Source organism: Hymenobacter rubripertinctus (assembly GCF_003583925.1).
Lineage (GTDB): Bacteria > Bacteroidota > Bacteroidia > Cytophagales > Hymenobacteraceae > Hymenobacter > Hymenobacter rubripertinctus.
This window is the reverse complement of sequence record NZ_QYCN01000061.1, coordinates 1-12,771: the sequence shown is the minus strand read 5'-3', so window position 1 is coordinate 12,771 and position 12,771 is coordinate 1. Positions and strand designations below refer to the sequence as shown.

Below are 12,771 nucleotides of genomic sequence, written 5' to 3'. Positions count from 1 at the left end.
ATGGCGCACAAACGGCACCTGTCGCAAAAGCGTAGTAAGTTTGGCGCTGAGGCATTGCTTCACGGGGCAGAACGGGTTTGGATGGTGTAGGAACCCCAAAGGTCGGACTGCCCCGTTTTATGCCGCAATATTTAGTAGGGTAGAGTAGCGTGGGTTGATGCCTTGATATCATCGTAAGCGAAGCGCTTTCGTTCTGTTCCGGACAAAAACCTCACTCACTCACTCACTCACTCACTCACTCACTCACCGTTACCAGCCTTCGCGGCGGCGGAGCTCTGTGATGTGGGCCAGGTGATGACGGCCGTGCCAGGCGTAGAGCACCAGCGCCTGATCGAGGGTGAATGTGGTTTGGGTGCCGGGATGGAAGAACGTACGCGTCCACTGAGCATCGGTGAGGTTGCGCAACAGGCGCACCCAGCGGATATGCAGCGCCTCCAGCAGCGCCAGCGACACGGCCGGGGGCGTGGCGGCCACGTCGGGCAGCTCGGCCCAGCCGGCTTCGTCGTAGGGCTTGATGGTGGGGTTGTCCTCGGTCAGGGCAAGGCGGAAACGGGCGTAGGCGTTCAGGTGCGAATCGGGCAGGTGATGAATCACCTGACGCACCGTCCAGCCCTCGGGGCGGTAGGGCGTGTCGAGTTGGGCGGGCGTGAGGCCGGCCACCGCCGCCCGCACCTGGTCCGAAAGCGTAGCCAGATGCCCCATGTAGGCCGTGCGCGCGCCCCGGTCCAGGGGCTCATCGGGCAGGGCGGGCTCACCCATGGGGTAGCGCAAGTCGGGGGAAGCGGAAAAATCCATGCGGGAAACGGGAAAAGTAGAGCTGCAAGGTACGACCCGCACGAAAAAACCCACCCGACTTACCGGGTCGGGTGGGTTTGCGGTTCAATCAGCGGTACCTATTCTTCGTCAGCCAAGTCGGTTAGCGTATCCAATGCTTCCGTTACCGGATCAACCACGACATCAGGCAGCGTTGCGCGCCAGCCGGAATTTTTGTCGGGGGCCGGCGGAGGCGATGCGGGTAGCTTAGCTGTCTTTGCGCTTGTCGAGTTCATCCCGGATTTTGGCAGCCTTCTCGTAGTCTTCCCGGTCAATTGCCTGAGCGAGCATCTTGGTGAGCTCGTCTACCGGCACCTGACCACTGGGCTCCCGGGGTACGGGTGCGGGCGCGGGCTTGCCGGCGTCATCATCCTCGTCGTCGTCATCATCCTCGTCATCTGAGTCCTCGGCGTTTTCGTCGAGGTCGGAAAGGATAATACCGGCTTCGCTCAGTACGCTTTCCACCGTGAAAATTGGCACGCCGAAGCGCAAACCAATGGCAATGGCATCCGAGGGGCGCGAATCCAGCTCGAAAGTGGTAGCGCCATCGGAACACACAATTTTGGAGTAGAAAACGCCTTCCTTGAGGTCTGAAATCATCACCTCCAGCACGGCCACGTGTACCTGCTCGGCAAACGACTTGAACAAGTCGTGCGTGAGGGGGCGGTTCGGATTGATTTTCTCAATCTGAATGGCAATACTCTGCGCCTCGAACATGCCGATGATGATGGGCAGACGACGGTTGCCAGTCTTCTCGCCCAGAATAAGGGCGAAAGACCCCGACTGCGACTGGCTGGACGAGAGGCCCAGAATTTCGAGCGGTATTTTTTTCACAAGCGGATTCTTGGTGAATGTGCTAATGCGTTAAATGTGAAAATGTGCTGATGCAGCAAACAACGGAAAGTAACTCCTTTGCCCCGTTTTCTGCATCAGCACATGCACCACATTAGTTTAATTCCTTCACGGCCTGGGTCAGCTTGGGCAGCACGTCGAACACGTCGCCCACGATGCCGTAGTCGGCGGCCTTGAAGAACGGAGCCTCGGGGTCTTTGTTGATGACCACGATAACCTTGCTCGAATTCACGCCGGCCAGGTGCTGGATGGCCCCCGAAATACCGCAGGCAATGTACAGGTTCGGCGACACCGTGATGCCGGTCTGGCCCACATGCTCGTGGTGAGGGCGCCAATCGACGTCGGACACGGGCTTGGAGCAGGCCGTAGCCGCGCCCAGCGCTTTGGCCAGGTCCTCAATGAGGTTCCAGTTTTCGGGGCCTTTCATGCCCCGGCCACCCGAAACCACGAGGTCGGCCTCGGGCAGTAGCACGCCGCCGGCCTGGTCTTGCATCACCACTTCCTTGGGTGCATCAGCGAAATCAGCGTCCGTCAGCTGGGCTGAGAACGACTCCACCTGGGCCGTTTTGCCTTCCTCGTGCAGCGCCTCGATGGAGTTTTTCTTGACGGCGATGATCTTCCGCTCGCCCGCCAGCTCCACGTCGGCGAAGGCTTTGCCCGAGAATACGCCGCGCTTCACCGAGAAGCCGCCGTCCGTTTTGGGCAGCGCGACTACGTTGGTAGCCAGGCTGGCTTCGAGCCGGATCGAGAGGCGCGACCCTACGGCCGCCCCGATGTTGGAGTTAGCCAGCACGATGAGCTTAGAATCCTCTTTTTGCGCGGCCGTAGCAATCAGCTTGGTGTAAGCACCGTTCACGAAATCCTTGAGGCGGGGCTCCGCATCGTAGAGCACCTTGGCAATGCCCTGCTCACCGAGCTTGGCCAGATTGGCCTCGGTAGCCTCGCCTACGGCAATAGCCGTAGCGGTGGTGCCCAGCATCTGGGCCACCTGGCTGCCGTAAGAAGCTACCTCCAGCGAGGACTTCTTCACCTCGCCGCCATCACATTCAACAACAACTAGTACAGACATTTCATATTTGAATTATGAGTTATGAATTATGAATCATGAATTGAAAAACTGGCAAGTGGCGCTTATGGCACGGCCAATTCATAATTCATACCTCATAATTCATAATTCAGTGATTAGATTACTTTTGCCTCGTTGCGCAGCAGCTTGATCAGCTCACCGGCGTTTTCGGCCGCGATGAGCTTGACGCCCTGCTTAGCGGGGGGCAGCGCGAAGGTATCCACCTCGGTGCGGGGGGCATCGGCGGTGGGCTCCACTACTTTCAGGGGCTTAGTGCGGGCCGTCATGATGCCGCGCATGTTGGGGATGCGGGGCTCGCACATCGGCTGCTGGCAGGAAGCCACGAAAGGCGCATTCACCTCCACGATTTCCTTGCCGCCTTCGATTTCGCGCTCCAGCGTGGCTGTGTTGCCGCTCATGTCGAGCTTCATGGCCGGGGCTACGGTCGGAATGCCGAGCAGCTCGCCCACCATGCCGTGTACCTGGAAGCCATTGTAGTCGATGCTTTCCTTGCCCATCAGAATCACGTCGTAGCCGCCTTCTTTGGCAACACTGGCAATCTGCTTGGCCACGAAGAACGCGTCTTTGGGGTGGGCGTTGATGCGGATGGCATCATCGGCACCGATGGCCAGGGCCTTGCGGATGTTGGGCTCGGTGTCGGCTTCGCCGACGTTGAGCACCGTGACGGTGCCGCTGCCCTGGGCCTCTTTCAGCTCGATGGCACGGGTGAGGGCATACTCATCCCAGGGATTAATCACGAACTGCACCCCGGCCTTATTGAACGCCTTGTTATCGGGCGTAAAGGTGATTTTGGTGGTCGTGTCGGGTACGTTGCTGATGCAAACGAGAAATTTCATCTACGGCTGCTTATATGAAAGAAACTAAAGAAAGTGTCAAATTTGGGGCGAAGATACTCAAAACTCCTGCCCTATGGAAACCGCGCCCAGCCGCCTGCAGCAATTACTGCGCTTCTACGAAGACGATCCGACGGATGCGTTTACAATTTACGCGCTGGCCACCGAATACCGCGAATCGGAACCCGAAACGGCCATGCGCTACTATCAGACGCTGCTCGATCAGCACCCCGACTACGTGGGTACGTACTATCATGCCGGCAAGATGCTCCAGCACCTTCAAAAGCCCGATGAAGCCGAAAAAGTTTACCAAAAAGGCCTCCGCGTAGCCCGCAAGGACGGCCAGCTGCACGCCGCCAGCGAAATCCAGCAAGCCCTCAACCAGCTGCTGGGCCTGGATTATGAGGATGAGTAGTTGGGTTGGTTGAAAGACGTAGGCCCGTAGCGAGAAGCTCCAGCTTCGCGCTACGTTTGCTGACTGCCAAACGACGTCGTTCTTCCGATACGTGAAGCGGGAGCTTCGCGCTACAGGCCCATATCTCAGTGTTAGCCTTTTTATAAGGCGAAGCTTCCGCTTCGCGCTACATGCCCCGATTCCCATGAAAATCCTGTTGGTTGAAGATGAGCCCAAGGTGTCCGCATTTATCAAGCGGGGACTGGAGGAAGAGGGCTTCGAGGTGGCAGTAGCCTACGACGGCCGGTTTGGCCGGCAGTTGGCCCTGGCCCACGCCTACGACCTGATTATTCTGGACGTGATTCTGCCCCATTTCAGCGGCCTGGAGGTGCTGACGGCCCTGCGCGTCCAGGACCAGCAGACGCCCGTGCTGATGCTCACGGCCCTGGGCGCCACCCAGGACAAGCTGCTGGGCTTTGGGGGCGGAGCCGATGACTACCTGGTCAAGCCCTTCGACTTCTCGGAGCTGCTGGCCCGGGTGCGGGCCCTCACTCGCCGCCGGGGCCAGCAGGCCAAAAGCGCGGTACTCACGTTCGAGGACCTCACCCTCGACACGGCTGCCAAGACCGTCGTCCGGGCCGGGCAGCCCATCAAGCTCACGGCTCGCGAATTCGGACTGCTGGAACTGCTGCTGCGCCACCCCGGCCGCGTGCTAAGCCGAGCCGAGCTGGCCGCCGACGTCTGGGAAGATTCCTTCGACGCCGGCTCCAACGTGGTGGACGTGTACGTGAATTACCTGCGCAACAAGGTGGATAAAGGCTTTTCGCAGAAACTCATCCATACCGTGGTGGGCATGGGCTACGTGTTGCGGAGTGAGAAGTGAGAAGTGAGAAGTGAGAAGTGAGAAGTGAGAAGTACGTCATTCTGAGCGCAGCCGGAGGCGAAGTCGAAGCATCTCTACCGCAATGGTAATCCAGATAGTGTTGCAACGAAGCGGTAGAGATTCTTCGACTCCGCCTCCGGCTGCGCTCAGAATGACGTTTTTTTCCCCTGTCCAGCCCCGTTCCTCCGCTCCCCCGTTCCTATGACCATCCGTAACCGACTGACGTGGCTGTTTCTGGGGCTGGTGGCCGTGATTTTGCTGTCGGCGCTGACGACGGCGTTCATTTTGCAGGCCGATTACACCCACGAGGAATTTCACCAACGCCTGCGCGACCGGGCCGAGGTGACGGGCTACGTGTTTCTGGAGCAGGATGAGGTGCGGGCCGAGGCCTTCCGCGACTTCCAGCGGCGCTATTTGCGCACGCTCACCGGCGAAGTGCTCCAGATTTACGACAGCCAGCTCCAACCCCGCTTCATCGAGCAGGACACGCGCATCCGGATTCCGCCGCCGCTGCTGGCCCGCATCGTGGCCGAAAAGGAGGTGTATTTCGACCTCGGGGCGCGGCAGGCCGTGGGGCTGTTTTACAAGGACAACCAAGGCGAGTTCGTTATTGTGGCGGCGGCCGAAAACCACTCGGGCCGGGCCCGGCTGGAGCATTTGGCCGAGATTATGGGGCTGATTTTTGTGGTCAGTCTGCTGGTGATTTATGTGGCCGGCCGGATGTTCGCGGGCCGGGCCCTCTCGCCCATCGCCGCCGTCAACGACCAGGTCGACCGCATCACGGCCCAGGACCTGCACCTGCGCGTGAGCGAGCGGATCGGATCGGAGCAGGACGAGCTTACGCGCCTGGCCCGCACCTTCAACCGGATGCTGGAGCGGTTGGAAGAGGGCTTTGAAACCCAGCGCACCTTCGTCAGCAATGCCTCGCACGAGCTGCGCACGCCCCTGACGGCCACCATCGGGGAGTTGCAGGTGCTGCTGAACCGGGAGCGCGACCCTGCTGCCTACCGCGAGGCCGGGGCCTCGGTGCTGGGCGAGCTGCAGCAGCTCAAGCTCCTGCTCAACAACCTGCTCGACCTTACCCAAACCACCGTGGGCACCAGCGACGAAATCCGCCTCGACGAGCTGCTCTGGGAGGCCCGCGGGGGCGTGGCTCCCGACCAGCGCCGCCGGGTCCAGATTACGTTGGGCGAGCTGCCCGCCGACCCGGCGCTGCTGGAAATCAGGGGCAACCGCCAGCTGCTGGGCCGGGCCCTCACCAACCTGCTCGACAACGCCCTCAAGTACTCGGGCCCCGACCAGCCGGTGCAGGTCCGCTTCGAGTACCAGGCCGGCCGGCGGCGCATCTGGGTGAAAGACCAGGGTATCGGCATCAGCGAAAAAGCCCTGCCCCAGGTGTTCCAGCCCTTTTTCCGGGCCAATAACGCCCGACCTGTGGTGGGCCACGGCGTGGGCCTGCCCCTGGCCCGCCGCATCATCGAGCTGCACGGCGGCACGCTGCAGATTTCGTCGGATTTAGGCGTGGGCACGGTGGTGGAGGTGGTGTTTTGACTTTGGGCTGCAAGCTTTCAGCTACAAGCTACAAGCGCGTTCAAAGGCGTATGGCCGACAGCTTGCGGCTTGTAGCTGACCGCTTGCCGCTTATTTCTCCCTTTCTAATCCGTTTCTAATCTGCCTCTAATTCGGCCCTAATACGGGGGGCGTACTCTTGCATAACCAACCACCGAACCCGGTTATGCCCCGCTTTTTTTTGCTGCTGACAACGGCCCTGCTGCTCAGCATTTCTACCAGTCGGGCGGCCCCGCTGGCTACTGATACAGTGCGGCTCACGCTGCCCGAAGCCGAGGAACGGTTCGTGGCCAGCAACCTGCTGCTACTGGCCCAGCGCTACAATGTGTCGGCCGCCGAGGCCCAGATTCAGCAGGCCCGGCTTTGGGACAACCCCACGATTTCAGTCGAGCAGAACGCTTACAACCAATTCACCCACCGCACCCTCGACGTAACGCGCCAGGGCAATACGGCCGTGCAGGTGCAGCAGCTGTTCGCGCTGGCCGGCCGCCGCCGGGCCGCCGCCGGCGTGGCCCAGCAGAACACGCTGGTCGAGCAGTTTACCTTCGATGATTTGCTGCGCACACTGCGTTACCAGCTCCGCGCCACGTTCTACGACCTGTATTTCAAGCAGCAGAGCGTGCGCGTGTACGACCAGGAAGTGGCCAGCTTTCAGCGCACCGTCAATCTCTACCAGGGCCAGTACGACAAGGGCAACATCGCGCTCAAAGAGGTTATTCGCCTAAAAGCGTTCCTGTTCCAGTTGCGCAACGAGCGCCAGACGCTGCTCTCCGATATTGCCGCCCAGCAGGCCGATTTGCGCATGCTGCTCCGCGACGAGGCCGGCACCTACTACCGCCCCCAGGCCGACGACGCCCGCCTGCGGGCCCTCTCGCTGGCCGGCCGTACCGAGCAGCAGCTCATCGACTCGGCCCAGGTGAACCGCGCCGACGTGAAGGCCCGCCAGGCGGCCGTGCAGCAGCAAACCCAGAACCTGCGCTACCAGCGCGCGTTGGCCACGCCCGATTTGGCCGTGGGCTACGTGTTCGACCGGGCCGGCAACTACATCCAGAACTACAACGCCCTGAGCCTGGGCATTGCCGTGCCGCTGTTCAACCGCAACCAGGGCAACATCCGCACGGCCCAGAACCAGATCGAGATTGGCCGCGCCCAGCTGGGCCAGCAGCAGCTGCAGGTCGTCAACGACGTGCAGGAGGCCTGGCGCCAGGCCCGCCAGACCGACCAGCTCTACCAGAGCGCCGACCGCGAAACCTCTGACTTCGACCGCCTCATGGTGGGCATCGACCAGAGCTACGCCAAGCGCAACCTCACCATCGTGGAGTACCTCGATTTCTACGAGAGCTACAAGAACAACCTCGTGCAGCTCAACAGCCTGCGCGCCAGCCGCGTGCGGGCCTTCGAACTGCTGAATTACGCGGTGGGCCGGCCGGTATTCGACTAAACACAGCCCCGGGGCTGAAGCCCTGGGCTAGTCAGCGGCCCGATTTAGCAACCTTCTTCACTCCGTAGCCCAGGGCTTCAGCCCTGGGACTCCTGAGACGCTGCTCAACCTAATCACCCAACCCTATGAACCGCTTCCTTCCTCTTCTACCCTTTGCTCTCATCCTCACGCTGGGGGGCTGCGCTAAAAATGATGAAGCAGCCGCTACCGGGCCCAAGGCCGAGGCAGGCTTTTCGCTCTCGGACAAGATGCTGCGGGAACTGAAGCTTGACACGGTGCGCCAGCAACCCGTGCGCGACGAGCTGACGCTCTCGGGCCAGATTGCCTCCGACGGCGACCAGACCGTGAAGGTGTATCCGCTGGTGGGTGGCGTGGTGGAGCAGCTGAGCGTGGAGCTGGGCGACCACGTAACCAAGGGCCAGGTGCTGGCCGTGATCCGGAGCGGGGAAATTGCCGACCTCCAGAACCAGAGCAGCAGCGCCGGCACCGACCTCGACATTGCCCGCAAAAACCTGGCGGTGCTCGAAGACCAGTACACGGCGGGCCTGGCCTCGGAGCGCGACGTGACGCTGGCCCGCAAGGAGCTGCAGAAGGCCCGCGGCAACGTGGGCAAAAGCCGCAAGCAGCTGAGCGTGTACGGCGTTTCGCCCGATGGCACCTACGCGCTCCGGGCCCCGATTTCGGGCTTCATCACGGAGAAAAACGTGACCGACCGCATGCAGTTCAACGCCGACAACGTGGGCAACCTGTTCACCGTCAGCAACCTCGACAACGTCTGGATTATGGCCAACGTGTTCGAGTCCGACATCAGCCGGGTGCGCCAGGGCTTCGCGGCCGACGTGACCACCCTCTCCTACCCCGACCAGCACTTCACCGGCCGCATCGACAAGGTGTTCAACGTGCTCGACCCCGAGAGCAAGGTGATGAAAGTGCGCGTGCGCCTGCCCAACCCCGGCTACCTGCTCAAGCCCGAAATGTACGCCCAGATCAAGGTGTCGACCACCGGCACCGACCGCATGCTGGCCGTGCCCGCCCAAAGCGTGATTTTCGACAAGGACCGCAACTTCGTGCTGGTCTTTAAGGACCGCCGCCACATTGAAACCCGCGAGGTGAAGGTGGCCAAAACCGTGGGCGAAACCGCCTACGTGCAAACCGGCCTCCAGGATGGCGAACGAATCATCGCCCGGAACCAGCTGCTGGTGTATGACGAGCTGAACGACTGATTTTGGGAAGTTAGGAGATAGAAGCTAGGAGCTAGAATCCTATTTCCTGACGTGGCAACCAGGCTTTCCGCTTATCCTATTCCCACCCTATTCTAACTCCTGGCTTCTATCTCCTAGCTTCTTCCTAAAATGACCAAATTCATCCAAGGCATCGTTGCTTTCTCGCTGAAGAACCGGTTTTTCGTGTTCTTTATGACGGTTGTGCTGATTGCGGGTGGGGTGTACAGCTACGTGCATACCCCGATTGAGGCGTTTCCCGACGTTACCAACACCCAGATTATTATCGTGAGCCAGTGGCCGGGGCGCTCGGCCGAGGAGGTGGAGCGGTTCGTGAGCGTGCCGATTGAGGTGGCCATGAACTCGGTGCAGAAAAAGAGCAACATGCGCTCCATCAGCATGTTCGGCCTGTCGGTGCTCAAAATCAATTTTGATGACGACGTGGACGACTTCTACGCCCGCCAACAGGTGAACAACCTGCTGGCCGGGGTAAGTCTGCCCGACGACTGCGACAACCACGTGCAGCCTCCCTACGGCCCCACCGGTGAGATTTTCCGCTACACCGTGCAGGGCAAGGGCCGCAGCACCAACGAGCTGCTCACGCTGCAGGACTGGGTGGTGGAGCGGGCCCTGAAAAGCGTGCCCGGCGTGGCCGATATTGCCGCGTTCGGGGGCACCAAAAAGGTCTACGAAATCACGGCCGACCCCGCCCGCTTGCAGGTCTACAACCTCACGCCCTTGCAGGTATTCGAGGCCGTGCGGCGCAGCAACATCAATGTGGGCGGCGATGTGATTGAGAAGAACGGCCAGGCCTACGTGGTGCGCGGCATCGGGCTGCTCGAAAACCCCCAGGAAATCGGCAACGTGATTGTCGACCACGTGAACGGCACGCCGGTGCTGGTGCGCAACGTGGCCCAGGTGAGCGAGAGCCACCTGCCCCGCGTGGGCCAGGCCGGCCTCGATGGCGACGACGACGTGGTGGAGGGCATTGTGATTATGCGCAAGGGCGAAAACCCGGCCGAGGTGCTGGGCCGCGTGAAGGAGAAAATCAACGAGCTCAACACCAAAGTGCTGCCCAAAGGCGTGCAGCTGGTTACGTTCTACGACCGCGACGTGCTGATGGACAAGTGCACCGAAACCGTGATTCACAACCTCATCGAGGGCATCGTGCTCGTAACGCTGGTCGTGTTCCTGTTCATGGCCGACTGGCGCTCGACGCTGATTGTGGGCGTGGTGGTGCCGCTGGCCCTGCTGTTTGCCTTCATCTGTTTGCGCCTCAAGGGAATGAGCGCCAACCTGCTCAGCATGGGGGCCATCGACTTCGGAATCATCATTGACGGGGCCGTGGTGATGGTGGAGGGCATTTTTGTGGTCCTCGACCACAAGGCCCACAAGGTGGGCATGCCGGTGTATAACAAGCTGGCCAAGATGAGCCTCATCAAGAAAACCGGCGGCGAGCTGGGCAAGGCCGTGTTCTTCTCCAAGCTGATTATCCTCACCTGCCTGCTCCCGATTTTCGCCTTTGAGAAGGTGGAGGGCAAGATGTTCTCGCCGCTGGCCTACACGTTGGGTTTCGCCCTGATCGGGGCCCTGGTGCTCACGCTCACGCTGGTGCCGGTGCTGGCCTCCATCCTGCTCAACAAAAACGTGCGGGAGAAGAACAACCCCATCGTCAACTTCTTCGACCGCATCGTGGTGCGCGCCTTTAGCTTCACGATGGGCCACAAGGTCCTGAGCCTCGCGGCCTCGTTTCTGCTGCTGGCGGGCGTGCTGTATTCCTACACGTTTCTGGGCTCCGAATTCCTGCCCGAGCTGAACGAGGGCGCGCTGTGGGTGGAGGCCAAATTACCCATGTCGTCGTCGCTCACGGCTACCACCAAGCAGGTGGGCGAGTTCCGCAAAATCCTGGGCTCGTTTCCGGAAGTCAACGGCGTGCTCAGCCAGACCGGCCGCTCGAACGACGGCACCGACCCCTCGGGCATGTACTACGTGCAGTGCCAGGTCAACCTCAAGCCCCAGGACGAGTGGAAGCGCGGCATCAGCAAGGAGCAGCTCATTGACGAGATGGATAAAAAGCTGCGCCAGTACCCGGGCGTGATTTACAACTACTCCCAGCCCATCATCGACAACGTGGCCGAGGCCGTGGCCGGCATCAACGCCTCGCTGGCCGTCAAAATCTTCGGCAACGACCTCCAGGAAATCAACGCCAAGGCCGACTCGGTGGCCGACATTCTGCGCGGGGTGCGCGGGGTGAAGGACCTGGGCATTCTGCGCAACCTGGGCCAGCCCGAAATGAGCGTACTGCTCGACCAGAACCGCATGGCCACCTACGGCGTAACGGCCGCCGACGCCCAGGCCGTAGTGGAAATGGCCATCGGCGGCAAGGCCGCCTCCCAGCTCTTCGAGGGCGACCGGAAGTTCGATATCCGCATCCGCTACCCTCAGCAGTACCGTAGCTCGGAGGAGCAAATCGGCGACCTGCGGGTGCCCACGCTCCGGGGCCGGCAGGTGGCGCTCAAGGAAATTGCCACCATCCGCACCAGCAACGGCCCGGCCTCCGTTTACCACGACAATGGCCAGCGCTTCATTGCCGTCAAGTTCAGCATCCGCGACCGGGACATGGGCTCGACCATCGCCGAGGCTCAGAAGAAAGTCGAGGCCCAGATTCACCTGCCCAAGGGCTACAGCATTGCCTGGGCCGGCGAGTTCGAGAACCAGGTGCGGGCCACCAAGCGCCTGAGCCAGATGGTACCGGTGGCGCTGGTCATCATCTTCATCCTGCTCTTCATCACTTTTGGCAACGCCAAGGACGCCGGGCTGGTACTGATCAACGTGCCCTTCGCCCTCATCGGCGGCATCGTGGCCCTACACGTTACGCACACCAACTTCAGCATCTCGGCCGGCATCGGTTTCATTGCCCTCTTCGGCATCTGCATCCAGAATGGCGTCATTCTGATTACCGTTTTCAGGCAGAACATGCGTAAGCGCATGAGCCTGACGCGCGCCCTGCACACGGGCGTAGCCTCCCGCGTGCGCCCCGTGGTGATGACGGCCATGATGGCCATGATTGGCCTGTTCCCGGCGGCCCTGAGCACCGGCATCGGCTCCGAAACTCAGAAGCCCCTGGCCATCGTGGTCATCGGCGGCCTCGTATCAGCCACTATCCTCACCCTACTCATTTTCCCCCTGATTTTCGAGTGGGCCTACCGCGCCGAGCACAGCCGCTACGGCGACGACGCGGCATTGCAGCCAGAGCGGCACCTGGAGCCGGTGTTGGTGGGGTGAGGTGGCAGCAGAACTGTCATTCCGAGGAAGGAGGAATCTGGGTTAACATTAGCGAACAGTTTCGCTCAACGACCTTACTCAGATTCCTCCTTCGTCGGAATGACAGTTTCAGGTTTGTCTTCCTATCGTTGCGAGTTGTTGCGGTTGGTTTTGTTTTTGTATGATTTGGTTATATTTGCGTATTGCTTTCTGAACAGCAGAAACGAAATAGCAGGAGCCAGCCTCAGCCCACTCCTGCTACCGCTCTAGTGCTTAGTCAGGTAAGTTAGCCAACAAAATAAGGGAGTCGGAGTTGAGATGATATGGCCCGTCCCCTGACTCCCTTTATCCTGCCGGCTGCTGATCAGTCTGCCCTCGAAAAGTTCACGCGTACCGGTCGCCGGCCCGTGCGGGC

10 protein-coding genes are annotated in these 12,771 nt (G+C 60.8%); 6 read left to right on the top strand and 4 right to left on the bottom strand.

Annotated elements, in window-relative coordinates; genetic code table 11:
• Positions 1 to 249 precede the first annotated feature (249 nt).
• From D0T11_RS20750 to D0T11_RS20735, 4 genes are all read right to left on the bottom strand, one after another.
• A complete protein-coding gene (locus tag D0T11_RS20750) occupies positions 250 to 795 on the bottom strand; it encodes a YfiT family bacillithiol transferase (RefSeq protein ID WP_182888538.1) in 546 nt (181 codons plus the stop codon).
• Between the two features lie 225 nt (positions 796 to 1,020).
• On the bottom strand, positions 1,021 to 1,647 hold the full coding sequence (locus tag D0T11_RS20745) for a bifunctional nuclease family protein (protein ID WP_119657726.1): 627 nt from the start codon (positions 1,645 to 1,647) through the stop codon (positions 1,021 to 1,023).
• Positions 1,648 to 1,759: 112 nt separating this feature from the next.
• Complete coding sequence (locus D0T11_RS20740) at positions 1,760 to 2,734, bottom strand: electron transfer flavoprotein subunit alpha/FixB family protein (protein WP_119657725.1); 975 nt, start codon at positions 2,732 to 2,734, stop codon at positions 1,760 to 1,762.
• Positions 2,735 to 2,847: 113 nt separating this feature from the next.
• Complete coding sequence (locus tag D0T11_RS20735; protein WP_119657724.1) at positions 2,848 to 3,588, bottom strand: electron transfer flavoprotein subunit beta/FixA family protein; 741 nt, start codon at positions 3,586 to 3,588, stop codon at positions 2,848 to 2,850.
• 73 nt (positions 3,589 to 3,661) lie between these two features.
• Between D0T11_RS20735 and D0T11_RS20730 the strand changes: the two genes are divergently transcribed.
• The 6 genes from D0T11_RS20730 (at position 3,662) to D0T11_RS20705 (ending at position 12,377) form a co-directional block, all read left to right on the top strand.
• Positions 3,662 to 4,000 carry a tetratricopeptide repeat protein gene (locus D0T11_RS20730; protein WP_119657723.1) on the top strand — a complete coding sequence of 113 codons (339 nt, stop codon included), beginning with the start codon at positions 3,662 to 3,664 and terminating at the stop codon, positions 3,998 to 4,000.
• Positions 4,001 to 4,184: 184 nt separating this feature from the next.
• Complete coding sequence (locus tag D0T11_RS20725) at positions 4,185 to 4,862, top strand: response regulator (protein WP_119657722.1); 678 nt, start codon at positions 4,185 to 4,187, stop codon at positions 4,860 to 4,862.
• A gap of 201 nt (positions 4,863 to 5,063) precedes the next feature.
• Positions 5,064 to 6,413 carry a HAMP domain-containing sensor histidine kinase gene (locus D0T11_RS20720; protein WP_119657721.1) on the top strand — a complete coding sequence of 450 codons (1,350 nt, stop codon included), beginning with the start codon at positions 5,064 to 5,066 and terminating at the stop codon, positions 6,411 to 6,413.
• A 184-nt stretch (positions 6,414 to 6,597) separates the two neighbouring features.
• Positions 6,598 to 7,872, top strand: coding sequence for a TolC family protein (locus D0T11_RS20715; RefSeq protein ID WP_119657720.1), 1,275 nt, complete (start codon positions 6,598 to 6,600; stop codon positions 7,870 to 7,872).
• 125 nt (positions 7,873 to 7,997) lie between these two features.
• On the top strand, positions 7,998 to 9,095 hold the full coding sequence (locus D0T11_RS20710) for an efflux RND transporter periplasmic adaptor subunit (protein ID WP_119657719.1): 1,098 nt from the start codon (positions 7,998 to 8,000) through the stop codon (positions 9,093 to 9,095).
• A gap of 129 nt (positions 9,096 to 9,224) precedes the next feature.
• On the top strand, positions 9,225 to 12,377 hold the full coding sequence (locus D0T11_RS20705) for an efflux RND transporter permease subunit (protein ID WP_119657718.1): 3,153 nt from the start codon (positions 9,225 to 9,227) through the stop codon (positions 12,375 to 12,377).
• Positions 12,378 to 12,771: the final 394 nt, after the last annotated feature.